At 67.8% G+C, this 23,317-nt stretch carries 21 protein-coding genes; 15 read left to right on the top strand and 6 right to left on the bottom strand.

The window, feature by feature from the left end; genetic code table 11:
- The first annotated feature begins 430 nt into the window (after nt 1-430).
- From OC159_RS10375 to recN, 15 genes are all read left to right on the top strand, one after another.
- On the top strand, nt 431-2,953 hold the full coding sequence (locus tag OC159_RS10375; protein ID WP_265501077.1) for a ribonuclease E/G: 2,523 nt from the start codon (nt 431-433) through the stop codon (nt 2,951-2,953).
- 120 nt (nt 2,954-3,073) lie between these two features.
- The gene (locus OC159_RS10370) at nt 3,074-3,817 is read left to right on the top strand and encodes a cytochrome c biogenesis CcdA family protein (protein WP_265501076.1); all 744 of its coding nucleotides are present in this window, start codon (nt 3,074-3,076) and stop codon (nt 3,815-3,817) included.
- Nucleotides 3,818-3,973: 156 nt separating this feature from the next.
- Nucleotides 3,974-5,137: a putative lipid II flippase FtsW gene (gene ftsW, locus OC159_RS10365; RefSeq protein ID WP_265501075.1), complete on the top strand. Its 1,164-nt coding sequence runs from the start codon at nt 3,974-3,976 to the stop codon at nt 5,135-5,137.
- Nucleotides 5,137-6,222, top strand: a complete 1,086-nt coding sequence (locus OC159_RS10360; RefSeq protein ID WP_265501074.1) for a UDP-N-acetylglucosamine--N-acetylmuramyl-(pentapeptide) pyrophosphoryl-undecaprenol N-acetylglucosamine transferase — start codon at nt 5,137-5,139, stop codon at nt 6,220-6,222. Before ftsW ends, OC159_RS10360 begins: the two co-directional genes overlap by 1 nt.
- Nucleotides 6,219-7,646: a UDP-N-acetylmuramate--L-alanine ligase gene (gene murC, locus OC159_RS10355; RefSeq protein WP_265501073.1), complete on the top strand. Its 1,428-nt coding sequence runs from the start codon at nt 6,219-6,221 to the stop codon at nt 7,644-7,646. The genes OC159_RS10360 and murC overlap by 4 nt, the downstream gene beginning before the upstream one ends.
- On the top strand, nt 7,643-7,933 hold the full coding sequence (locus OC159_RS10350) for a DUF2484 family protein (RefSeq protein ID WP_265501072.1): 291 nt from the start codon (nt 7,643-7,645) through the stop codon (nt 7,931-7,933). Before murC ends, OC159_RS10350 begins: the two co-directional genes overlap by 4 nt.
- Nucleotides 7,930-8,277 (top strand): hypothetical protein, encoded by a 348-nt coding sequence (locus OC159_RS10345; RefSeq protein WP_265501071.1) that lies wholly within the window; start codon nt 7,930-7,932, stop codon nt 8,275-8,277. The genes OC159_RS10350 and OC159_RS10345 overlap by 4 nt, the downstream gene beginning before the upstream one ends.
- 45 nt (nt 8,278-8,322) lie before the next feature.
- On the top strand, nt 8,323-9,255 hold the full coding sequence (gene murB, locus OC159_RS10340; protein ID WP_265501070.1) for a UDP-N-acetylmuramate dehydrogenase: 933 nt from the start codon (nt 8,323-8,325) through the stop codon (nt 9,253-9,255).
- 136 nt (nt 9,256-9,391) lie between these two features.
- The gene (locus OC159_RS10335; RefSeq protein ID WP_265501069.1) at nt 9,392-10,327 is read left to right on the top strand and encodes a D-alanine--D-alanine ligase; all 936 of its coding nucleotides are present in this window, start codon (nt 9,392-9,394) and stop codon (nt 10,325-10,327) included.
- Complete coding sequence (locus OC159_RS10330) at nt 10,315-11,259, top strand: cell division protein FtsQ/DivIB (RefSeq protein ID WP_265501068.1); 945 nt, start codon at nt 10,315-10,317, stop codon at nt 11,257-11,259. Before OC159_RS10335 ends, OC159_RS10330 begins: the two co-directional genes overlap by 13 nt.
- Before the next feature lie 14 nt (nt 11,260-11,273).
- Nucleotides 11,274-12,608 (top strand): cell division protein FtsA, encoded by a 1,335-nt coding sequence (gene ftsA / locus OC159_RS10325; protein WP_265501067.1) that lies wholly within the window; start codon nt 11,274-11,276, stop codon nt 12,606-12,608.
- A 224-nt stretch (nt 12,609-12,832) separates the two neighbouring features.
- Entirely contained in the window at nt 12,833-14,422 is a 1,590-nt protein-coding gene (ftsZ, locus tag OC159_RS10320; protein ID WP_265501066.1) for a cell division protein FtsZ, read from the top strand.
- A gap of 229 nt (nt 14,423-14,651) precedes the next feature.
- Nucleotides 14,652-15,593 (top strand): UDP-3-O-acyl-N-acetylglucosamine deacetylase, encoded by a 942-nt coding sequence (gene lpxC / locus OC159_RS10315; protein WP_265501099.1) that lies wholly within the window; start codon nt 14,652-14,654, stop codon nt 15,591-15,593.
- Between the two features lie 150 nt (nt 15,594-15,743).
- Nucleotides 15,744-16,592, top strand: a complete 849-nt coding sequence (locus OC159_RS10310; RefSeq protein WP_265501065.1) for an outer membrane protein assembly factor BamD — start codon at nt 15,744-15,746, stop codon at nt 16,590-16,592.
- 37 nt (nt 16,593-16,629) lie between these two features.
- Nucleotides 16,630-18,276, top strand: coding sequence for a DNA repair protein RecN (gene recN / locus OC159_RS10305; protein ID WP_265501064.1), 1,647 nt, complete (start codon nt 16,630-16,632; stop codon nt 18,274-18,276).
- Here recN and OC159_RS10300 read toward each other — a convergent pair.
- The 6 genes from OC159_RS10300 to OC159_RS10275 form a co-directional block, all read right to left on the bottom strand.
- Nucleotides 18,273-18,602: a hypothetical protein gene (locus OC159_RS10300; RefSeq protein WP_265501063.1), complete on the bottom strand. Its 330-nt coding sequence runs from the start codon at nt 18,600-18,602 to the stop codon at nt 18,273-18,275. The genes recN and OC159_RS10300 overlap by 4 nt on opposite strands.
- Before the next feature lie 73 nt (nt 18,603-18,675).
- Entirely contained in the window at nt 18,676-18,993 is a 318-nt protein-coding gene (locus tag OC159_RS10295; protein WP_265501062.1) for a hypothetical protein, read from the bottom strand.
- Between the two features lie 89 nt (nt 18,994-19,082).
- The gene (mmsB, locus tag OC159_RS10290; RefSeq protein ID WP_265501061.1) at nt 19,083-19,952 is read right to left on the bottom strand and encodes a 3-hydroxyisobutyrate dehydrogenase; all 870 of its coding nucleotides are present in this window, start codon (nt 19,950-19,952) and stop codon (nt 19,083-19,085) included.
- Nucleotides 19,949-20,947, bottom strand: coding sequence for an enoyl-CoA hydratase/isomerase family protein (locus OC159_RS10285; RefSeq protein WP_265501060.1), 999 nt, complete (start codon nt 20,945-20,947; stop codon nt 19,949-19,951). The genes mmsB and OC159_RS10285 overlap by 4 nt, the downstream gene beginning before the upstream one ends.
- A 1-nt stretch (nt 20,948) precedes the next feature.
- Nucleotides 20,949-22,094: an acyl-CoA dehydrogenase family protein gene (locus tag OC159_RS10280; RefSeq protein WP_265501059.1), complete on the bottom strand. Its 1,146-nt coding sequence runs from the start codon at nt 22,092-22,094 to the stop codon at nt 20,949-20,951.
- 81 nt (nt 22,095-22,175) lie between these two features.
- Nucleotides 22,176-23,306, bottom strand: a complete 1,131-nt coding sequence (locus OC159_RS10275) for a carboxylate-amine ligase (RefSeq protein ID WP_265501058.1) — start codon at nt 23,304-23,306, stop codon at nt 22,176-22,178.
- Between the last annotated feature and the right edge of the window lie 11 nt (nt 23,307-23,317).

The following is a 23,317-nucleotide window of genomic DNA, read 5'->3' as shown; positions in this document are numbered from 1 at the left end:
AGGCGCCGGTCGTTTTCGCCATTGAATTTTCCATACTTCCGCCGCTATGGTGAGGCTTATGCGCGAGGCTTCTCAACCAGGAGTTGCCACGCGCCGACAGTTTCGCAGCGCGGCACCTCTGATCCCGACCTCACAGGCGGTAGGTCACATGCCACGCGGAAAAGCCGCCCCACGGCCGCGCCACCGCTTCCGGGAACGCGCATGGGGTGAAACGGACAGCGGCCCGGCCGGCCTTGCGGCTCCGGGTCATTCTAAGGAACAGACGCGATGACGCGCGCTTTGGACGGCAGACTTCGGATCGGGCGGGGCGAAGGCACCGCCGGACCGGATGTCTTCGTCGGTGACGCGCCCGCGTCCACATCATACCGCAGGCTTGAACCGGGGACGCCACTGGCGCCGCCCGGCCGCAGGCTGCGCGAAAGACATCAAAATGGCAATGAAAATGCTGATCGACGCCACCCATGCCGAGGAAACTCGGGTGGTCGTGGTCGATGGAACCAAGGTCGAGGAATTTGATTTCGAGACCGTCAACAAGCGTCAGCTGTCGGGGAACATCTACCTCGCCAAGGTGACGCGGGTCGAGCCGTCGCTGCAGGCGGCATTCGTGGATTACGGCGGGAACCGGCACGGCTTCCTGGCCTTCGCGGAAATCCACCCGGACTACTACCAGATCCCGGCTGCCGACCGCGAAGCCCTGATGGCCGAGGAACGCGCCCATGCCGAGGCCCAGGAGGCCGAGGAAGAGCGTGGCTCGCGTCGCCGCAAGCCCGTGGCCGAGGATGCCGAGAACGGCGACGAGACCCAGTCCGAGGACGAGGGCGGCACCGCGGCGACCGACAAGGACGACGAGATCGAATCCGTCGCCGAGGAGGACGTGGCCGAGGAGGTGCGTGCGCCAAGGAAGCCGCGCGCCCGCCGCTACAAGATCCAGGAAGTGATCAAGGTCCGCCAGATCATGCTGGTGCAGGTCGTCAAGGAGGAGCGCGGCAACAAGGGCGCTGCGCTGACCACCTATTTGTCGCTGCCGGGCCGCTACTGCGTGCTGATGCCCAACACGGCGCGCGGCGGCGGGATCAGCCGCAAGATCACCAATGCCGCTGACCGCAAGAAGCTGAAGGACATCGCAGGAGAGCTGGAGGTGCCGAAGGGCGCCGGCCTGATCATCCGCACCGCCGGCAGCCAGCGGACCCGGACCGAGATCCGGCGCGATTACGAATACCTGCTGCGCCTGTGGGAGCAGATCCGCGACCTGACCTTCAAGTCGATCGCGCCCGCGCCGATCTACGAAGAAGGGGACCTGATCAAGCGCAACATCCGCGACCTTTACAGCAAGGACATCGATGAAGTCCTGGTCGAGGGCGAGCGCGGTTTCCGCGTGGCCAAGGACTTCATGAAGATGATCATGCCGTCCCATGCCAAGAGCGTCGTCCACTACAAGGACCAGATGCCGCTGTTTGCGCGCTACGGGGTCGAAAGCTATCTGGCCGGCATGTTCAATCCGGTCGTGCAGCTGAAATCGGGCGGCTATATCGTCATCGGCGTCACAGAGGCGCTGGTCGCCATCGACGTGAACTCTGGCCGGGCCACCAAGGAAGGCTCGATCGAGGAAACCGCGCTCAAGACCAACCTCGAGGCCGCCGACGAGGTGGCCCGCCAGCTGCGCCTGCGCGACCTGGCCGGCCTGATCGTGATCGACTTCATCGACATGGACGAGCGCAAGAACAATGCGGCGGTCGAAAAGCGCATCAAGGAAAAACTGAAATCAGATCGCGCCCGCATCCAGATCGGCCGCATCTCGGGCTTCGGCCTGATGGAGATGTCGCGCCAGCGCCTGCGTCCGGGCATGCTCGAATCGACGACGCAGCCTTGCGCCCATTGCCATGGCACCGGCCTGATCCGGTCCGATGACAGCCTGGCGCTGACGATCCTGCGCGCGATCGAGGAAGAGGGCACGCGCAAGCGGAGCCGCGAGGTTCTGGTAAAGGCGCCGATCGCGGTGGCGAACTTCCTGATGAACGCCAAGCGCGAGCATGTCGCGGGGATCGAGCTGCGCTATGGCATGTCCGTGCGCGTCGAGGCCGATCCGGCGCTGGTGTCGCCCGATTATGCCATCGAGAAGTTCAAGACGGCGACGCGCGCCGTGCCCGAACCCTCGCAGGTGCCGTTGGGCGTCAATGCCGACCTGATGGCCAGCATCGACGACGAGGACGAAGATCTGGATATCGACGCGTTAGACGCCGGGATCGAGGACGAGGCGCCCGCCGAGGTCGAGGTTGCGCGCGAGGACGACGCGGCCGAGGACGAGGCCGACAGCTCGGCCGACGACAACGGAGAGGGCGGGCGGTCGCGCCGCCGCCGTCGCCGTCGGCGGAAGAAGTCCGGCGACCGCGCCGAGGGCGAGACGGACGCCCGCGCTGACGAGGCGTCGGCGGACGACGACGAGCAGGCTGAGGACGCAGCCCCCGAGGCGGCTCCGGTCGAGGACGCGCCCGCGGAACGTCCGCGCGGTCGGACGCGGACGCGCTCGCGTTCCCGCAAGCAGGCCGAGGCCGCGCCGCTTCCCGATGCGGTGGATCTGGCCGAAGCCTCGGACAGCGGTCGTGCCGACGCGCTGCCCGAACTGGCCACGACTGCCGCGCCAGCCGCCGAGACGGTGGCCGAAGCGCTGGTCGAGACCGCGGCCGAGCCGGTCGTGGCCGACGAGCCCGCTGCACAGTCCGAGCCGGCCGAGACCAAGGACCACGTCGAGCAGGCCCATGCGCACGAGCGCCCCGAGCCGGTCGAACTGCGCGCGGTTGCCGAGGCGCCGGCCGAAGACGAGGACACCGCGGTTGCGCAGGACGACACGCCGAGGCCGGCAGCCGTCGTGACGCCGTCAGAGGCTGCCAACCAGCCCGAGCCCACGAGGGCCGAGCCCGCGCCCAAGCGCCGCGGCTGGTGGTCGGGCCGCTGAGGCCACGAACAGACGGGGGCGCGACGGCAACGTCGCGCCCCTTGTCCTTTGCGGTCTGCGCACGAAGGCGTGACGCTTTGGCCCCTGTCCTTTGCCGTCCATCGCGGTAAGTTGCCCGGCATGCTCGGAATCGAACTCGCCACATCCGCCTTCCTGCCCGCTGCCTTCGTCGCGCTGCTGGCCGGGTTCCTGTCATTCCTGTCGCCCTGTGTTCTGCCGATCGTGCCGCCCTACCTGGCCTACATGACCGGCGTCGGGGTCACCGGCCTGAAGGCGCGGGAACGCAGCGCCGTCCTGCCGGCGCTGTTCTTCGTGCTGGGCCTGTCCACGGTCTTCCTGGTCATGGGATTTGCCGCCTCGGCGCTGGGGCGGGCGTTCCTGCAGTACCAGGACATCCTTGCGCGTGTGGCGGGGGTCATGGTCGTCGTGATGGGCCTGCATTTCCTGCACGTCATCCGCATCCCGTTCCTCGACCACGAGGCGCGCGTCGATGCAGGTCGCCAGGATGGCGGCGCGTTCGGGGCCTACGTTCTGGGCCTGGCCTTCGCCTTCGGCTGGACGCCCTGCATCGGCCCGCAGCTGGGCATGATCCTGTCGCTGGCCGCCACCGGAGGAGAGCTGTCGCGTGGAACGGCGCTTCTGGCGGTCTATGCGCTCGGCCTGGGCATCCCCTTCCTGCTGGCCGCGCTGTTTATCGACCGCGCCATCGGCGTGATGAACCGCATCAAGCCCCACCTGAAGCTGATCGAGCGCGTCATGGGCGCGCTGCTGGTCGCCGTCGGCGTCATGCTGCTGACCGGCGCCTTTTCGGCATTCAGCTTCTGGCTGCTGGAAAGTTTTCCGGCGCTTGCGGTCCTCGGCTGAATAGACAGCAACCGGTGGTTGCGTTGGTCGGTAACGGCTCACCCTTTGCCGCTGCCGCTGGTTCAATCGACAGTGGCGCGACGTCGTGTTTGGCGCTATGCTTCCTGTCAGACCCGAAAAATCGGGCAAGGCAGAGGCAGTGACGGCGGTATTCCCATGACCGAGATGGTCTTTGGCACGACGCCCGTGCGGGCGGGTGACCCGATTCTTCCACGATGGTGGCGGACCCTGGACAAGTGGGCCCTGGCCTGCGTGCTGGGCCTGTTCGCGGTCGGGCTGCTGCTGGGGCTGGCCGCCTCGGTGCCGCTTGCGGAAAAGAACAACCTCCCGCGCTTCTACTACGTTCAGCGGCAAGCGGTCTTCGGCGTACTGGCGCTGATCGTCATGCTGGTCATGTCGATGATGTCGCCGCGCCAGATCAGGCGCATCGGCGTGCTGGGCTTCGTGATCTCGTTCGCGGCGATCCTGGCGCTGCCGGTCATCGGCACGGACTTCGGCAAGGGCGCCACCCGCTGGCTGTCGCTTGGCTTCGTGTCGGTCCAGCCGTCAGAGTTCCTCAAGCCCGGCTTCGTCGCCCTCTGCGCGTGGTTCATGGCCGCGAGCCAGGAGGTCGGCGGCCCGCCCGGCAAGCTCTATTCCTTCTTCGCCGCGATGTGCATCGTGCTGCTGCTGGCGTTGCAGCCCGACTTCGGGCAGGCGTCGCTGGTCCTGTTTTCCTGGCTGGTCATGTACTTCGTCGCCGGATCGCCGGTCATCCTGATGGTCGGCGTGGCCGGACTGGCCGGCATCGGTGGCGTGGCGGCCTATAACATGTCGGAACATTTCGCCCGTCGGATCAACAGCTTCCTTGAATCCGAGATCGACGCGAACACGCAGATATATTTCGCCACCAACGCCATCCAAGAGGGGCGCTTCTTCGGCGTGGGTGTGGGCGAAGGGCAGGTCAAGTGGTCGCTGCCCGACGCGCATACCGACTTCATCATCGCCGTCGCCGCCGAGGAATACGGGCTGGTCATGGTGCTGTTGGTGATCCTCCTCTATGCCACAATCGTGGTCCGGTCGCTGCTGCGCCTGTTGAAGGAACGCGATCCCTTCGCGCGGATCGCCGGCACCGGCCTTGCGTGTGCCCTGGGCGTTCAGGCGCTGATCAACATGGGCGTCGCCGTGCGGCTGCTGCCCGCAAAGGGGATGACGCTGCCTTTCGTCAGCTATGGCGGCTCTTCCGTAATCGCCTCGGGAATCGCTGTGGGCATGCTGCTGGCGTTGACCCGGACCCGTCCCCAGGGCGAGTTCGCCGAGATCCTGCGCCGGGGCCGCTGATGTCCGCTCCCCTTGCCCTGATCGCTGCCGGAGGAACCGGTGGCCACATGTTTCCTGCCCAGGCCCTGGCCGAGCTTCTGTTGTCGAAGGGCTGGCGGGTGAAGCTCTCCACCGACGAACGCGGCGCCCGCTATGCCGGCGGCTTTCCCGACGCGGTCGAACGGCAGATCGTCTCGTCGGCTACCACGGCACGGGGCGGCGCTGCCGGAAAGCTGGCGGCGCCCTTCAGGATCGGCGCAGGCGTTCTGTCGGCACGGTTGGCTTTCGGACGCGACCGGCCGTCCGTCGTCATCGGCTTTGGCGGCTATCCGACCATCCCGGCGCTGTCGGCCGCCTGGACAATGGGCCTGCCGCGGATGATCCACGAACAGAACGGCGTCATGGGCCGGGTCAACCGCATGTTCGCAAGGCGGGTGCAGCGGGTCGCTTGCGGAACTTGGCCGACGGAACTGCCTGACGACGTTGCGGGCGTCCATACCGGCAATCCGGTGCGGGTCGCCGTGCTGGACCGCGCGGCCAGCGCCTATGCGGCACCGGGCGAGGGGCCGCTGAACCTGCTGGTGATCGGCGGCAGCCAAGGCGCGCGGGTGCTGTCGGACGTCGTTCCCGCCGCCGTCACCGCGCTGGCGGATGACTTGCGCCAGCGGCTGCGCGTCAGCCACCAGGCCCGGGCCGAGGATACCGAGCGCGTCACCCGCGCCTATGCCGACGCCGGGGTCGAGGCCGAGGTGCAGCCATTCTTTACCGACGTCCCCGACCGCCTGGCCCGCGCGCAGCTGGTCATCAGCCGATCGGGTGCGTCGTCGTTGGCCGACATCGCCGTGATCGGGCGGCCCGCGATCCTGATCCCCTTCGCCGCCGCGACGGGCGATCACCAGACTGCCAATGCGCAGGCATTGGCCGAGGCGGGCGCAGCGCTGATTCATCCCGAATCCGTGCTTGACGCCGAAAGCCTTGCGCGCGACATCCGCGCGATCCTGACCGACCCCGCGCACGCCCAGGCTATGGCCCAAGCCGCGCTGACCCTTGCCCGCCCCGATGCGGCGCGGCGCCTTTACGACCTCGTCGAGGAGATAGTGCGATGAACGCAGCGACGAAACTGCCCGGTGAGCTGGGCCCGATCCACTTCGTGGGCATCGGCGGCATCGGCATGTCCGGCATCGCCGAGGTGCTGCTGACGCTGGGGTACCGGGTGCAGGGAAGCGACCTCAAGCGCTCGAAGATCACCGACCGCCTGGAAACCCTTGGCGCCACCGTCTTCGAAGGTCAGCGGCCCGAGAATGTCGAGGGCGCGGGCGTCATCGTGATCTCGACCGCAATCAAGAAGGGCAACCCGGAACTGGAGGAAGCGCGCCGTCGTGGTCTGCCTGTCGTCCGCCGGGCCGAGATGCTGGCCGAGCTGATGCGGATGAAGTCGAACATCGCCATCGGCGGAACCCATGGCAAGACCACCACCACGACGATGGTGGCGACGCTGCTGGATGCGGGGGGGCTGGACCCTACCGTCATCAACGGCGGCGTGATCCATGCCTATGGCTCGAACGCGCGGGCTGGCGCGGGCGAGTGGATGGTGGTCGAGGCCGACGAATCTGACGGCAGCTTCAATCGGCTTCCTGCCGACATCGCCATTGTCACCAATATCGACCCCGAGCACATGGAGCATTGGGGCAGCTTCGACGCGCTGCGTCAGGGCTTCTACAGCTTCGCCTCGGGCATCCCGTTCTACGGCCTGGCCGTGTGCTGCACCGATCACCCCGAGGTGCAGGCCCTGGTCGGCAAGCTGACCGACCGCCGGGTGGTGACCTTCGGCTTCAACGCTCAGGCCGACGTGCGGGCGATGAACCTGCGTTATGAAGCCGGGATCGCCCATTTCGACATCGCCCTGCAGGGCGAGGGACCGGCCGAGAACGGCGATCTGCGCGTGATCGAAGGCTGCACCCTGCCGATGCCGGGCGACCACAACGTCTCGAACTGCCTGGCAGCGGTCGCCGTGGCGCGGCACCTGGGCATCAAGATGTCCGAGATCCGCGAGGCGCTGGCCAAGTTCGGCGGGGTGGGGCGCCGCTTCACCCGCGTGGGCGAGATCGACGGCGTGACCATCATCGACGACTACGGCCACCATCCGGTGGAGATCGCCGCCGTGCTGAAAGCAGCCCGGCAGGCCAGCAGCGGGCGGGTGATCGCGGTGCATCAGCCGCATCGTTTTTCCCGTCTGTCCAGCCTGTTCGACGATTTCTGCACCTGCTTCAACGAGGCCGACGTGGTTGCCATCGCCGATGTCTATGCCGCCGGAGAGGACCCGATCCCCGGCGCATCGCGCGACGACCTGGTGGCTGGGCTGATCGCCCACGGCCACCGCCACGCCCGCGCCATCCTGTCCGAAGACGACCTGGAGCGTCTGGTCCGCGAGCAGGCACGACCGGGCGACATGGTCGTGTGCCTGGGCGCGGGCACCATCTCGACCTGGGCGAACGCGCTTCCGGCGCGCCTGCAAGGCCGCGCCGCGTGATCGCGCTGCCGTCGCCGCCAGCGGCGGCACTTCTTCTGACCGGCACCTGGCTGTGCCTGGCACTGCTGATGCCCCGGCTGGCGCGGCGCTGGCATATCCGCGCGCGCTGGACCCTGGTCGCCCTGGGGGTGCCGACCGTGGGCCTGCTGACGCTGCTCTGGGGGCCGGGGATCGGCGTCGCGGGCTTTGCGCTGGGCCTGCTGGCCCTTCTGGGCCGGCAGTCACCGCGGCGCGCGGTGCCGGTCATGTCGCCCGTCACGGGCCCGCAGGGCGACGGACCGACGTGAACCCCTGGCTGATCGCGGGCCTGTGCTGTGCGGGTTCAAGCTTCATCGCCTGGGGCGCGGCGCGTCTGCGCCTGCGCTGGCCGCTTCTGGTGCTGTCGGCGCTGCTGGCCGCCATTGCGATCCAGCTGTTCCTGGCCGCGCGCGGGCAAGAGGGCTTCCGCGATCTGGCGGCACTTGTGGCCCAGGCCTTCACCGTGCTTCCTGCCCTTGTCGGCGTCGCTTGCGGCACGGCGATGGCCGGGCCTCAGGGGCATCGCCTCGCGTGGTGCGGTCGAACCGGTCTTGCAACGGTCGCCGCCTTGCTTTTGTCGGCGGCAGTGGTTGGCGCGACCTTTTTGATCTGACGGCTCTGGTTGACGCCACACGGGCGGCTGGCTACGACCAGGCGCATGAGCCTGGATCTTCCCTGCCCTCGGGGCACCCTGACCGCCGACCGTCCCCTTGACAGCCTGACCTGGCTGCGTGTCGGCGGCCCCGCCGACTGGCTATTCCAGCCCGCCGATGCAGAGGATCTGGCCGAATTCCTGTCGGCGCTCGACCCGCCCATGCCCGTTTTCGCCATGGGCGTCGGCAGCAATCTGATCGTGCGCGACGGCGGAATCCGAGGCGTCGTCATCCGGCTTGGCCGCGCCTTCAACGGCATCGAGATCGAAGACGGCATCATCACTGCGGGGGCGGCGGCGCTGGACGCGCAGGTGGCGCGGCGTGCCGCGGATGCCGGCCTGGACCTGACGTTCCTGCGCACCATTCCCGGCAGCATCGGCGGGGCGGTCCGGATGAACGCCGGCTGCTACGGCAGCTATGTCGCCGATCACCTGATCGACGCGCAGGCCGTCACGCGCGACGGACGCGAGGTGGTCCTGACGGCCAAGGAGCTTGGTTTCGGCTATCGCCACGCCGAGCTTCCCGACGGCTGGGTTTTGACGCAGGCGCGGTTCCGCGCCAGTGCCGGCGATCCGGATGTGCTGCACGCGAAAATGGTCGACCAGTTGGCCCGACGCGACGCCAGCCAGCCGACGCGCGAACGCAGCGCCGGGTCGACCTTCCGCAACCCGGCGGGCTTCAGCTCGACCGGGCAGGCGGATGACACGCACGATCTGAAAGCCTGGTCGCTGATCGACCGGGCGGGGCTGCGCGGCCACAGCTGGGGCGGGGCGCAGATGTCGGAAAAGCACCCGAACTTCCTGGTCAACACCGGCGGCGCCACCGCGACCGAGCTGGAGGCCTTGGGCGAGCTGGTGCGCCGCCGCGTCTTCGAAGACAGCGGTCACGACCTGCAATGGGAGGTCGTCCGCGTCGGCGATCCCGCAGAAGATGACTGAGCGATTCACCTCCTGTTAACGAAAATACGCTTTTGTGCTTCGTGCTTTGGCTGTAACGTGTCAGCCATGACGCAACCGTGAAAGGTTGCGCAAGACAGGCGAAGCCCGGATCAACCGGGCAACAAGAGGCAGAATCGTGGCGGGCAGGTCGAGCAGGACAGCCCACTCGGTCGCTGTTCTGATGGGCGGACCCTCGGCCGAGCGCGAGGTGTCGTTATCATCAGGGCGCGAATGCGCGGCTGCGCTGCGGGTGGCGGGTTATCAGGTAACGGAAATAGAGCTGGGTCAGGCCCGGGGCGACGAGATCGTCCGGCGTCTTGCCGAGGTCGATCCTGACGTGGTCTTCAACGCTCTGCATGGCCGGTGGGGCGAGGATGGCTGCGTCCAGGGCCTGCTGGACTGGCTGGACATCCCCTATACGCATTCGGGCGTTCTCGCCTCGGCCCTGGCGATGGACAAGAGCCGCGCGAAGGATGCGTTTCGGGCCGCAGGTCTGCCGGTGGTCGAAAGCATCATCGCCGATGCCGACGAGGTGCGCCGCCGCCATGTCATGCCGCCCCCCTACGTGGTGAAGCCGAACGGCGAAGGTTCCTCCGTGGGCGTCTATATCGTCCATGACGGCGCCAACCAGCCGCCGCAGCTGTCGGCCGAGATGCCGGACCGCGTCATGGTCGAAACCTATGCGCCGGGACGCGAACTGACGACCACAGTGATGGACGATCGCGCCCTGGGCGTGACCGAGATCCTGACCGAGGGTTGGTACGACTACGCCGCCAAGTACAGCGTCGGCGGGTCGCGCCATGTCGTTCCCGCCGATATTCCGGCCGACATCACCGATGCCTGCCTGCAGATGGCCTGCCGCGCGCACCGGGCGCTTGGCTGCACCGGCCTGACGCGCACCGATTTCCGCTGGGACGAGAGCCGTGGCCTCGACGGCCTGATCATCCTCGAGGTGAACACCCAGCCCGGCATGACGCCGACCTCTCTGGCGCCCGAGCAGGCCGCCCATGCCGGCATCGACTTTCCCGCGCTGATGCGCTGGATGGTGGAGGATGCGCTGTGCCGGTCGTGATCGATCATCGCCCCGGAAAGCAGGTGACGCCGCAGCCCCGGCAGCGTCGCGACCCCGCGCCGTCGCGTCTGCAGTACCGCTTGGAACGGATGTGGCTGACGCCGCTTTATCGCCGGTTCGTCCGCGTGGGCGCGCCGGCCTTCGTGCTGGCAATGGTCGGCGGGCTGTGGCTGGCGGACGAGGATCGCCGCGCGCTTCTGCGCGACGGTGTGAATTCGGTCGTGACGCAGGTCCAGAGCCGTGAGGAATTCCAGGTTCACACCATGGCGATCGAGGGGGCTTCTCCGGTCGTCGAGACGGCGCTGCGGGCCATGCTGCCGGTGGACTTGCCGGCGTCCAGCTTCGACATCGACCTGGCCGCGCTGCGCCTGCAGGTGATGCAGCTTGACGCGGTCGAGACCATCGACCTGCGCATCAAGCCCGGCGGCATCCTGTCCGCCGAGGTGGTGGAGCGCGAGCCCGCCATCCTCTGGCGCCACAGCCGCGGGATCGAGATCCTGGACCGCAGCGGCCACCGCGTCGCCAGCGTCACCTCGCGAGAGGTACGGCCGGAGCTGCCGCTGATCTCGGGCGAGGGGGCGGATCTTGTGACCGAGGAGGCGCTGGCCCTGTTCGACGCCGCCGGGCCGATCCTGCCGCGCGTGCGCGGCTTGGTCCGCCGGGGCGAGCGGCGGTGGGACCTGGTGCTTGATTTCGGCCAGCGCATCATGCTGCCCGAGAAGGGCGCCGTCGTCGCGCTGGAAGCGGCGATCGCGCTGCACCGGGCCGAGGACATGCTGGGCCGCGACATTACCTCGGTCGATTTGCGCGATCCGTCGCGCCCGGTCCTGAGGCTGGGCGTCGATGCCCGGAACACCATCCGCCAGGCGCGTGGCCTGCCGCTGCTGGGTCCTGACGGCCAGGTGCTGCCGGGTACGGACAACAAGGGTTGAACGAGGGGAAGCGAATGGCCGAACTCTATCAAACGCAGCGCGCGATGCGGAACATCCGCCGGGCCGCCCTTCAGCGCGGCGTCGTCGGCATCCTGGACATCGGCACGTCGAAGATCGCCTGTCTGGTGCTGCGTGTCGACAGCAACGGCACATTCCGCGCCACCGATGGCGTCGGGTCCATGGCGGGGCAGGTGAACTTCCGCGTGATCGGCGCGGCCTCGACCCGGTCGCGCGGCATGCGCCGTGGCGAGATCGAGACGATGGCCGAGACCGAGCGCGCCATCCGCACCGTCGTCGCCGCCGCACAAAAGGTTGCCGGTGTCCGTATCGACCACGTGATCGCCTGCCTGTCGGGCGGGCGCCCGGCATCCTATGGCCTCGCCGGAGAGATCTCGCTGGCGTCGGGGCAGGTGGGCGACCATGACGTCGCGGCGGTGCTGGCGGCCTGCGAGACGCCGGACTTCGGCCGGGGCCGCGAGGTGCTTCACGCGCAGCCGGTGAACTTCGCCGTCGACAATCGGTCAAGCCTGGCCGATCCGCGCGACCATCTGGGCAACAAGCTGTTCTGCGACATGCATGTGCTGACGGTCGACGGCGACGTCATCGGCAACCTGGTGCAGTGCATCCGCCGCTGCGACCTCGAGCTGGCGGGCATCGCCTCGGCCCCCTACGCCTCGGCCCGCGCGAGCCTGGTCGAGGACGAGCAGGAACTGGGCGCAGCCTGCGTCGACTTCGGCGGCGGCGGGACCGGCGTGTCGGTCTTCATCAAGAAGCACATGATCTTTTCCGATCACGTGCCCATCGGCGGCAACCTGATCACCCAGGACATCGCGCAGGGCCTGCGCGTCAGCTTGCCTGTGGCCGAGCGTCTGAAGACGCTGAACGGCGGTGTCGAGGCCACCGGCCGCGATGATCGCGACATGATCGATGTGGGCTCGGATACAAGCGAGTGGGAGGCCGACCGCCGCCATGTCAGCCGCGCCGACGTCATCGGCATCATGCGCCCGCGGGTCGAGGAGATCCTGGAGCGCGCGCGCGAGGTGCTGGACGCGGCCGGGTTCGACTATATGCCCAGCCAGCAGATCGTGTTGACCGGCGGCGGCAGCCAGATCCCCGGGCTGGACGGGCTGGCGGCGCGGATCCTGGGACCCAACATCCGCTGCGGGCGGCCCCTGCGCATCGACGGGCTGGCGCACCAGCTGACCGATCCCAGTTTTTCCAGCGCCGTCGGCCTTGCCCTGTTCGCGGCGCATCCGCAGGACGAATGGTGGGATTTCGAAATGCCCGCCGACCGATATTCGGCGCGCAGCCTGCGTCGGGCGTATCGCTGGTTCAAGAACAACTGGTGAGCGAACGGGCAGAGGCTATGGCATGGTAGGGCTTGCCCCACCATATTCAGCGCGTGTGGCAAGATACCGCCGAAACGCGCCGGAACTACCGCCACATTTCGCCCGTTTCCACTGTTTTTCGAGTGACGCAGTGGTGCAGAATGGTTACGATCACCAATAAATATCGGGATTCGAGCGGGCATCCCGCGCCCGAAAAAGCGAAGCAGCGAAAACAGGCGGACACCATGAACCTCAACCTGATGATGAATGACGAAGAAGAGCTGAAGCCGCGCATCACGGTCTTCGGCGTCGGCGGTGCCGGTGGCAACGCCGTCAACAACATGATTCAGAAGCAGCTTGACGGTGTCGAGTTCGTGGTCGCCAACACGGACGCGCAAGCCCTGCAGCAGAGCCGGGCGACCAGCCGCATCCAGATGGGTCCGAAGGTGACCGAGGGCCTCGGCGCCGGCGCCAAGCCCACCATCGGCGCCAAGGCCGCCGAGGAGACGATCGAGGATATCGTCGATCACCTGATGGGCGCGCATATGTGCTTCATCACCGCCGGCATGGGCGGCGGCACCGGTACCGGCGCCGCCCCGATCATCGCCCAGGCCGCGCGCGAGATGGGCATCCTGACCGTCGGCGTCGTGACCAAGCCCTTCCAGTTCGAGGGCACCAAGCGGATGCGCCAGGCCGAGGAGGGCGTCGAGGCCCTCCAGAAGGTCGTGGACACGCTGATCATCATCCCCAACCAGAACCTGTTCCGGCTGGCGAACGAAAAGACCACCTTCACCGAAGCCTTTGCGCTGGCCGACGACGTGCTCTACCAGGGCGTCAAGGGCGTGACGGACCTGATGGTGCGCCCGGGCCTGATCAACCTCGACTTCGCCGACGTCCGCGCCGTCATGGACGAGATGGGCAAGGCGATGATGGGCACCGGCGAGGCTGCAGGCGACAACCGCGCGCAAGAGGCCGCCGAGCGTGCCATTGCCAACCCGCTGCTGGACGAGATCAGCCTGAACGGCGCCCGCGGCGTGCTGATCAACATCACCGGCGGCTATGACATGACCCTGTTCGAGTTGGACGAGGCCGCCAACGTCATCCGCGACAAGGTTGACAGCGACGCCAACATCATCGTCGGCTCGACCCTGGACCCGGACATGGACGGCACGATCCGCGTGTCCGTCGTGGCAACGGGCATCGATGCTGCCGCGGCCGTGGCCGAGGTTCCCTCGCCCCGCCGCAGCATGGCGGCGCCGCTGACGCAGAACCCGTCGGTTGCTGCCGCCCCGGTTGTCCAGGACGAGGTTCCGGTTCCCGCGCGGCGCATGCCGGCGGTCGCCGAGACGCCCGCACCAGCCCCCGCAGCGCGTGTCGAGGACGACATGCCGCAGCCGGCCTACCAGCCGAAAGAGCAGCCGCGTCAGACCGCCGTGCGGATCGATGACGACGCCTCGGCCTTCGTGGCCCCGCGCGCCCCGCAAGGTGCCCGCCCCGGCCAGCCGACCCCCGAGGTCATGGACCGCCTTCGCCGCGCCGTCGACAACCATGGCCAAGGCTCTCGCGCACAGCAGCCGCCGCAGCAGCCGGTTCAGGACACGCGCAGCCACAGCCGCATGAGCGGCCTTGGCCGGATGCTGGAGCGGATGGCAGGACACGGCAGCGACCAGCCGGCCGGGCAGAAGCCCGCAGCCTCGTCGATCGCCGAGCGCGTGAACGAACGTGTCGCGGTTCGCGCCCGCCAGCAGGACACCGATTTCGACGATCTGGCCAGCCCCGACAACGCTCAGGACAATGTCGAAATCCCGGCATTCCTGCGCCGCCAGGCCAACTGATCGTCATCACGAAAACGAGCGCCAACAGGCAGAAGGGGATCGGATGAACCGGTCCCCTTCTTCTTTGTGTTCAGGGGCTTGCTTGAAATCACCTCAAGGTTGAGCCTGTTGTCGAGGCGAATGTTTCACCGCGTCACAAAACGTTAATTGAATGCTTGGTCGGGCGGGACTAGCTCCACTGTCAACAAGGGTCCACAGGGCCATGGACGAGACTCAGGGGCGCGCGATCATGCAAGCAACGCTGAAAGACAAGGTGACATTCACGGGCGTCGGGTTGCACTCGGGCGCTGCGGCCGTGTTGACGCTGCATCCGGCGCCTGCGGGACATGGCATCGTGTTCCGCCGCACCGACCTGAGCCCGGCCGTTGATATTCCCGCGCTGTGGAACCACGTCACGCCGTCCAAGCTCTGCACGCTGATGGACAATGGCGCGGGCGTGACACTGTCGACGGTCGAACATGTCATGGCGGCACTCGCCGGCACGGGCATTCACAACGCGCTGGTGACCGTGGATGGTCCCGAGGTGCCGATCCTCGACGGATCCTCGGCGCCGTTCGTTGAACGCATTCTGGCCGTCGGCATCCGGCGCCAGGCGGCGGCGCTGCGCGCTATCCGCGTGCTGCGCCCCGTCGAGGTCCGCGAGGGAGAGGCCTTTGCACGCCTGTCGCCTGCGGATCATCTCGAGATCGACTTCGAAATCGACTTCACCGACGCCGCCATCGGCCACCAGGAAATGCGGCTGGACATGGCCAACGGCGCCTTCCTGCGAGAGCTGGCCGACAGCCGGACGTTCTGCCGCGTCTCGGATGTCGAGGCGATGCGCCGCAATGGTCTTGCTCTGGGCGGGACGTTCCTGAACGCCGTCGTCGTCGACGGGGCCGAGGTGCTGTCGCCGGGCGGTCTGCGTCACGCCGACGAGGCGGTGCGCCACAAGATGCTGGACGCCACCGGCGATCTGGCGCTGGCGGGGGCACCGCTTTTGGCGCGCTACACCGGCCATCGTGCGGGCCACGCGATGACGAACCGCCTGCTGCGCGCGCTCTTTGCTGACCCGACTGCCTGGCAGTGGGAGCGGTGCACGCCGGAATTGGAAGACCGCCTTCCGGGCGCCGGCGTCGCCGACTATGCCCTGATGCGTGCCATGATCCCGGCAGCCATCGCGGCCGAATAGGCCGCGGTGGCTGCTTGCACGCGTGCTTGCAAAGCCATGCAGAATTCAACGGATTGCCATTTTGCGCCCCCTGATGTTCTGTGCTACCAGATGCCGGCAGCGCCCCCCGACGGGGCCTGTCGACGGCAAGGATCTTAGGGCAGGGTGAAGATGGCGGGCGCGAAAACTTCGGCTTCGGTGATGGCTGCGGTGCTTGCCGGACTGCTTCTGACGGGATGCGGCGGCGACCGGGATCGCGCGCAGCGCCAGAACCTGGACCAGTACGATGCGGCCGAAATCTATCGCCGCGGCGAGTACGAGCTCGAGAACAGCCGCGAGCCGGAAGACGCGGTCTTCTATTTCAGCGAGATCGAGCGTCTCTACCCCTACTCCGAATGGGCCAAGCGCGCCCTGATCATGCAGGCCTTCGGCAACCACAAGGCCGGCAACTATGAAGAGGCCCGCGCCGCGGCGCAGCGGTTCCTCGACACCTATCCGGGGGATGAGGACGCGGCCTATGCGCAGTATCTTCTGGCACTGTCATATTACGACCAGATCGACGACGTGGGCCGTGACCAGGGCCTGACCTTCCAGGCGCTGCAGGGGCTGCGCACCGTGATCGAACGATATCCCGACAGCGAGTATGCGCGCAGCGCCATCCTCAAGTTCGACCTGGCCTTCGACCATCTTGCCGCGAAAGAGATGGAGATCGGGCGCTATTACCTCAAGCGCGGCCATTATACGGCCGCCATCAACCGCTTCCGCGTCGTGGTCGAGGAGTTTCAGACCACCACCCAGACGCCCGAAGCGCTGCTGCGGCTGGTCGAGGCCTATCTGGCGCTCGGCCTGACGGACGAGGCGCAGACGGCGGGCGCCATCCTGGGCTACAACTTCCAGTCCTCGCCCTTCTACGAAGATGCGTTCCGCCAGCTGCGCGGCCGCGGCCTGTCGCCCGAAGTGCGCGGCAACAGCTGGCTGGGGAATGTGTACCGGCAGACGGTCGAGGGTCGCTGGCTCTGATGGAATCGCGCCGCGCACCGGCGCTGCGGGCGCCGTCATGCTGAGGTCGCTCGACATCCGCGACATGCTGCTGATCGAGCGGCTGGAGCTGGTTTTCGGTTCGGGCCTGAACGTCCTGACCGGAGAGACGGGGGCGGGCAAGTCGATCCTGCTGGACTGCCTTGGCTTCGTCCTGGGCTGGCGCAGCCGGGCAGACCTTGTGCGGCAAGGTGCGGCGCAGGGCGAGGTGCAGGCGGTCTTCGACCTGCCGGCGTCCCACCCGGCACGCGAAGTTCTGGCCGAGGCCGGGATCAACATCGACGATGACGAGCTGATCCTGCGCCGCGTGAACGGGTTGGACGGCCGCAAGACAGGTTGGGTCAACGACCGGCGCGTCTCTGGCGAGGTGCTGCGCCAGCTGTCCGAAACCTTGGTCGAGCTGCACGGCCAGCATGACGACCGGGGTCTTCTGAACCCGCGTGGGCACCGGGCGTTGCTGGACGTCTTTGGCGCGCTGGACCTGACGCCGGTGCGCTCCGCCTGGACCGCGCGCCGGCAGGCCGCCCGTGCCCTGGCTGACGCTGAGGCTGCGCTGGAGGCGGCGCGGCAGGAAGAGGAATTCCTGCGCCACGCTGTGGCCGAACTGGACAAGCTGGGTCCCGAACGAGGCGAGGAACAGCGCCTGGACGTCTCGCGGCGGGCCATGCAGGGGGCCGAGCGGATACGTGACGACGTCGCCCGGGCGCTGCAGATGCTGGGCGGCAACGGCGCCGAAGCCGCGATGGTCGATGCCGCGCGCTGGCTGGAGGGCGCGGCCGAGCAGGCCGAGGGCCGTCTCGATGAGCCGCTGGCGGCGCTGTCCCGGGCACTTGTCGAACTGGGCGAGGCGACGAAGGGGGTCGAGGATACGCTGAGGGCGCTCGATTTCGATCCCGCCGCGCTGGAGGCGACCGAGGAGCGGCTGTTCGCGCTTCGGGGGCTGGCCCGCAAGCACAACGTGTTGCCAGATGACCTGGCCGCCCTGGCCGAGGATCTGCGCCAGAGGCTGGGCCAGATCGACGCCGGAGAGGCCGAGATCGGCGCGTTGCGCGCCGCCGACCGATCTGCCGCGGAAGCCTATGAAGCGGGCGCGGCGGCACTGACGACGGCGCGGCAGGACGCGGCGCGCCAGCTGGATCTTGCGGTCACCGCCGAACTCGCGCCCTTGAAGATGGAACGCGCGGTCTTCGAAACCCTCGTTACCCCCGCCGAGGCGGGGCCCGACGGGCGCGATACCGTCGCCTTCACGGTCGCCACCAATCCTGGCGCGCCCTCGGGACCCTTGGACAAGATCGCCTCGGGCGGTGAGCTGTCGCGCTTCCTGCTGGCGCTGAAGGTGTGCCTGGCGCGCGGAAACGACGCGCTGGTGATGATCTTCGACGAGATCGACCGGGGTGTTGGCGGCGCGACGGCGGATGCGGTGGGGCGGCGCCTGCAGACGCTGGCCTCGGATGCGCAGGTGCTGGTCATCACCCACTCGCCGCAGGTCGCGGCTCTGGGCCAGGTTCATTTCCGGGTGGCGAAGTCCGTGGCCGACGGCATGACCACCTCGACCGTTGTTCAGCTGTCAGAGCCGGACCGCGTGGCCGAGATCGCGCGGATGCTGTCGGGCGATCGCGTGACAGAGGCCGCAACCGAAGCTGCGCGCGCGCTGCTGGACGGCTAGTCGAGGATCCGGGGCACGGGCCGCAGGACCGACTCGATCCGGCGGTGTTCAGGATCAAGACGCACGAGGAAGCCGCCAATCACCGCATAGCTGTCGCCAAACGGAGGCGTCGACAGACCATAGCGCCCAGGATGCGTGATCAGGTGGACCTGGTCCCTGGGCGCAAAATCGCCGACCGCGAAGGTCGGGCTTGCCGCAAGGCAAGCCGGGCCGCAGACTGGGATCGGATAGTCGACGGCAGGCTCTGGCGGATCAGGGGCGAAGATGGCTGTCAGGCTCAGCAGTCCCCCGACCGCCGCGGCGGCCAGTGGGTGCAGCGGGGTCATGTCATTCCTCTGTCATTCATGCGAATCAACACGCCGCGTCGAGGCTGGTTCCGTGCCACGCTGCGACTGCAGATCAGTGTTGCATGGTCGGCAGACGACGCAGGATCGACACGATCTTTCCCGACTTCAGGTCGATCCGGACAAGATAACCGCCAACCATGGCGTAGCGGCTGCCCGAAGGACTAATGCCAAGGCCAAAGATGCCCGGTCGCTCGATCGGCGTCACAAGACCTTCGCGGGGAACATCGCCGATGACGGGCGTCGCGACGATGCCCGCCTCGTCGGCATGGGCCGGGCGGGGTGCCAGCGGTTCGCGCCGGTCCAGCACGACGACCGCCGTTGTCACCACCAAGGCCAGTGACGCCGCTGTTATGCGTGGCGACAGCCGCATGGGCGCTGCTCCGTCAGATCCTGCTCGGTTACCCGTCAACCACATGCCGGGTTAAGGGTTCCTTTACAAGATGTCCGAAAGGACCATCTTCAGCCGTTCCTGCCGACAAACCTGGGCAGCATGGCAGAAAAGTCACGTCCGAGGCCGTCCTCGCGCTCGACGAATCGTTCGTAGAGGCTGCGGGCCAGGGCGCCCATCGGCGTGTCGGCCCCCGCCGATTCGGCGGCCTGCTGCGACAGGTTCAGGTCCTTCAGCATCAATTCGGCCGCAAATCCCGGCTTGTAGTCGTTGTCGGCGGGGCTTTTCGGCCCGATGCCCGGGGCGGGGCAATAGGCATTCATGCTCCAGCTATAGCCCGAGCTGGTGGACACGACATCGAACATCTTCTGCCGGTCGAGTCCCAACTTGTCGGCCATGGCGAAGGCCTCGCAGGTGGCGATCATGGTGACGCCCAGGATCATGTTATTGCAGATCTTGGCCGCCTGGCCCGCGCCACTGTCGCCGCAATGGACGGCCTTTTGCCCCATGACCTGGAACAGCGGCTCGACCGCGGCGAAGGCGTCGGCGCGGCCGCCGACCATGAAGGTCAGCGTTCCGGCCTGCGCGCCGCCGATGCCGCCCGACACGGGCGCGTCAAGCGCCCCCAGCCCCGCTGCCAGCGCGGCGTCCGCCACCGCGCGGGCGCTGTCCACGTCCACGGTTGAGCAATCGCAGAAGACCGCGCCCGTCTTCATGGCGGGAATGACCTGATCGGCGACGGCACGCAGGATCTTGCCGTTCGGCAGCATGGCGATCACCACGTCGGCGTCCCGCGCGGCCTCGGCCGCCGAGGTCGCGGCAATGACGCCATCGGGCTCGGGTGCCGCGGTGTCAAACCCCGTCACCTTGTGGCCTGCCTTCGCCAGGTTGACGGCCATCGGCGCGCCCATGTTGCCCAGACCAATGAACCCGATCTTCATTCCGTATCCTCCCAAAGCAGGTCGTCATCCGGCAGCGGCGCCAGCATGGCCCCCACCTTGTCGTCGCTGGCCTCGGCCGTCCAGCGGGGGCTGCGATCCTTGTCGATGATCTGTGCCCGCACCCCCTCCAGGAAATCGCTTTCGGCGGTGGCACGGGCGGTGAAGCGATACTCGCGCGCCAGCGACTGCTGGATGCGGGCGTCGCCCCGGGCGGCACGCACCAGCGCCAGCCCCGCCGCCATCGACAGCGGAGAGTTGCGGCGCAGGGCGGCTACCTCGTCCCCCTCGGGCAGCGCGGCGATGATGTCGGCGACATGTCTGCCGCCAAAGGCCGACAGGTCGCGCGTCGCCAGCGGGGACTCGGGTGCGGGATGACCGGCAAGACAGGCGGTGTTGCCCTCGGCCTCAAGCGTCGCGATCAGGGCCGGCCATTCCGCCTCGGGGATGAAGAGGTCCGCGAATCCGGTATGGATCGCGTCGCCCGGGCCCATGCGGGCGCCGGTCAGGGCCAGGTATTCGCCGATTCGCCCCGGTGCGTGGCCCAGAAGCCAGCTGCCGCCCACGTCGGGGATCAGGCCGATGCCGCTTTCCGGCATGGAGACGCGGGTCGTGTCGCCCACGATGCGATGGCTGGCATGGCAGCCGACGCCGACGCCGCCGCCCATCACGAAGCCCTGCATGAAGGCGACCACCGGCTTGGGATAGTCCGCGATGGTCGCGTTCATGCGGTATTCGTCGCGGAAGAAGTCGCGCCCGACGCGGTGATCGCCCGCCAGTCCGGCGTGATGGACCGCCGCGATGTCGCCGCCGGCGCAGAAGGCGCGGTCGCCCTCGGCGTCGAGAATGACCAGCGCGACATCGGGATCGTCGCGCCAGCCGTCCAATGCCTGTTGGATCGCCAGTGCCATCGGGTGGCTCAGCGCGTTCAGCGTCTTGGGGCGGGTGAAGGTGATGCGGCCGGCGCGGCCGGATTTGCGGATGTTCAGGTCGTCCATTCTACCTCCGTTCGGCTAGAAGGGCGCGGCTGACGATCAGGCGCATGATCTCGTTCGTGCCCTCCAGGATCTGGTGGACGCGCAGGTCGCGGACGATCTTCTCGATCCCGTAGTCGGCAAGGTAGCCATAGCCGCCATGCAGCTGCAGGCACTGGTTGGCCACGTCGAAGGCGCGGTCGGTGACGTGCAGCTTGGCCATGGCGCAGAACTTGCTGGCGTCCTGCGCGCCCTGGTCCAGCTTCCATGCCGCCTGTCGCAGGAAGATGCGGCTCGATTGCAGCGCCGTCTCCATTTCAGCCAGGCGGAACTGCAGGGCCTGGAACTGGTCCAGCGACTTTCCGAAGGCCTTGCGGTCGGCCATGTAGGCCAGCGTCGCATCCAGCGCCGCCTGCGCCCCGCCCAGAGCCGCCGCCGCGATGTTCAGCCGGCCACCGTCGAGCCCGGCCATGGCGTAGGAGAAGCCGCTCCCTTCCTCGCCCAGCAGGTTGGCGGCGGGAATGGCGCAGTCGTCGAACTGCACCTGCGCGGTCGGCTGCGACCGCCAGCCCATCTTGTCCTCCAAGGCACCGAACGTCAGGCCGGGGGTTCCGTCTTGGACGATGACGGTGCTGATGCCCCGGGCGCCGTCTTTGCCGGTGCGGACCATCACGATGTAGGCGTCGGAATAGCTGCCGCCGGAGATGAACGCCTTGGTGCCGTTCAGCCGCCAGCCCTGATCGTCGCGCTCGGCCCGCGTTCGCAGTGCGGCTGCGTCCGATCCGCTGCCGGGTTCGGTCAGGCAATAGCTGAAGATCTTTCGCATCGCGCAGAGGTCGGGCAGCCAGCGTTCCCTGTCCTCGGCCGATCCGAACTTGTCGATCATCCCGCCGCACATGTTGTGGATCGACAGGAAGGACGCGACCGAGGGGCAGGCCATCGACAGCGCTTCGAAGATCAGCGTTCCGTCAAGCCGCGTCAGCCCGGTGCCGCCGTGATCCTCGTTGACGAAGATGCCGCCAAGACCAAGCTCGGCCACCTCGGGCCAGAGGTCGCGGGGGATCGTGCCGTCAGCCTCCCACGCCCGCGCATGGGGCGCGATGCGGGCTTGGCCGAATTCGCGGGCCATGTCGAAGATGGCCTGCTGTTCCTCGGTCAGTGTGAAATCCATGCGTCATCCCCTCCCCGGATCTGGGTGAATTGAACAGTCGTTTAATTGGCAGATGTTGCAGAAGTGTTGCAAGTGCCGCTGTCAGAGGTCGTGGCGAAACTCCTCGATCAGGTGGCGGGTGACGGCGCGCAGGGCCTCCTCCTCGGTCGCACCGGCGGCGCGGGCGAGGCCGGCCACGTTGCGCTGCGCGTCGGCCGAGGTGCCGCGGGCGACCATGTCGCGCAGGTGGGCAACGGCGGGCTGGCTGTCCAGCGCGTCGGCGTCCTGGGCGATCAGTTCCAGCCAGTCCTCGGCGATCCGGTCGAGCTGCAGGATCGCCCCGGCGCCGAAGTCGATCAACCCCTCGGTCGTGCCGTAGCGGGCGGCGCGCCAGCGGTTCTCGCCGACAAGGAAGGCATCGTATTGCCGCCAGCGCTGGTTCCTGCGCGACAGCCGCCACAGCATCCGCAGCGTGGCCTGGATCAGCGCCGCCAGCGTCACGGCATCCTCGGCCCGGGGGCAGGCATCGCAGATGCGGGTTTCCAGCGTGGGGAACTTGCACGAGGGGCGCAGGTCCCACCAAATCTTGCTGCTGTCCTCGATGATGCCCAGATCCGTCAGCGCATTCAGCGAACGTTCGTATTCCGCCCAACTGCCAAAGGCGGGGGGCAGGCCCGTGCGGGGCATGTCGCCGAAGACGGTGGTGCGGTAGGACGCGAGGCCAGTGTCCTCTCCCAGCCAGAAGGGGCTGGAGGCCGAAAGCGCCAGCAGGTGCGGCAGGAAGTAGGTCAGCTGCCCCATCAGGTCGATGCGCTGCGACGGATCGGGGATGCCGACATGCACATGCATCCCGCAGATCAGCATGCGCCGTGCGACCCCGCCCATGTCGCGCGACAGCTGGTTGTAGCGGTCCTTGTCGGTGTGGTCCTGGTCGCGCCAGTCGGCGAAGGGATGGCAGGACGCCGAAATCGGCGCCAGCCCATGATCGGCGGCATGACGGGCGACAGTGGCGCGCAGGCGGCGCAGGTGGTCGCGGGCCTGCCGGATGTCAGACGATACAGGCGTGCCGATCTCGATCTGGCAGCGCAGGAATTCAGGGCTGACCTGGTCGCCCAGGTCGACCTTGCAGGCTTCCATCAGCGCCTGCGGTGCTGTGGCAAGATCGCATGTTTCGGCATCGACAAGAAGGTATTCCTCTTCGATGCCCAGGGTGAAGTCAGGCTCTGTGCTCATGGCGGTCCCTC

It is taken from the genome of Paracoccus beibuensis (assembly GCF_026162625.1).
In the GTDB taxonomy this organism is placed as follows: domain Bacteria; phylum Pseudomonadota; class Alphaproteobacteria; order Rhodobacterales; family Rhodobacteraceae; genus Paracoccus; species Paracoccus beibuensis.
Note: the sequence above shows the minus strand (reverse complement) of the source record. Positions and strands in the feature narration are given on the sequence as shown.

Excerpts from the sequence above, each read along its gene's own strand:
- OC159_RS10300 (WP_265501063.1), bottom strand. The coding sequence starts at position 18,602 with ATGACCCCGCTGCACCCACTGGCCGCCGCGGCGGTCGGGGGACTGCTG.
- ftsA (WP_265501067.1), top strand. The coding sequence starts at position 11,274 with ATGGCCGAACTCTATCAAACGCAGCGCGCGATGCGGAACATCCGCCGG.
- murB (WP_265501070.1), top strand. The coding sequence starts at position 8,323 with ATGAGCCTGGATCTTCCCTGCCCTCGGGGCACCCTGACCGCCGACCGT.
- OC159_RS10280 (WP_265501059.1), bottom strand. The coding sequence starts at position 22,094 with ATGGATTTCACACTGACCGAGGAACAGCAGGCCATCTTCGACATGGCC.
- OC159_RS10285 (WP_265501060.1), bottom strand. The coding sequence starts at position 20,947 with ATGGACGACCTGAACATCCGCAAATCCGGCCGCGCCGGCCGCATCACC.
- OC159_RS10360 (WP_265501074.1), top strand. The coding sequence starts at position 5,137 with ATGTCCGCTCCCCTTGCCCTGATCGCTGCCGGAGGAACCGGTGGCCAC.
- OC159_RS10375 (WP_265501077.1), top strand. The coding sequence starts at position 431 with ATGGCAATGAAAATGCTGATCGACGCCACCCATGCCGAGGAAACTCGG.
- ftsW (WP_265501075.1), top strand. The coding sequence starts at position 3,974 with ATGACCGAGATGGTCTTTGGCACGACGCCCGTGCGGGCGGGTGACCCG.
- recN (WP_265501064.1), top strand. The coding sequence starts at position 16,630 with ATGCTGAGGTCGCTCGACATCCGCGACATGCTGCTGATCGAGCGGCTG.
- mmsB (WP_265501061.1), bottom strand. The coding sequence starts at position 19,952 with ATGAAGATCGGGTTCATTGGTCTGGGCAACATGGGCGCGCCGATGGCC.
- OC159_RS10275 (WP_265501058.1), bottom strand. The coding sequence starts at position 23,306 with ATGAGCACAGAGCCTGACTTCACCCTGGGCATCGAAGAGGAATACCTT.
- murC (WP_265501073.1), top strand. The coding sequence starts at position 6,219 with ATGAACGCAGCGACGAAACTGCCCGGTGAGCTGGGCCCGATCCACTTC.
- OC159_RS10310 (WP_265501065.1), top strand. The coding sequence starts at position 15,744 with ATGGCGGGCGCGAAAACTTCGGCTTCGGTGATGGCTGCGGTGCTTGCC.
- ftsZ (WP_265501066.1), top strand. The coding sequence starts at position 12,833 with ATGAACCTCAACCTGATGATGAATGACGAAGAAGAGCTGAAGCCGCGC.
- OC159_RS10370 (WP_265501076.1), top strand. The coding sequence starts at position 3,074 with ATGCTCGGAATCGAACTCGCCACATCCGCCTTCCTGCCCGCTGCCTTC.
- OC159_RS10295 (WP_265501062.1), bottom strand. The coding sequence starts at position 18,993 with ATGCGGCTGTCGCCACGCATAACAGCGGCGTCACTGGCCTTGGTGGTG.
- lpxC (WP_265501099.1), top strand. The coding sequence starts at position 14,652 with ATGCAAGCAACGCTGAAAGACAAGGTGACATTCACGGGCGTCGGGTTG.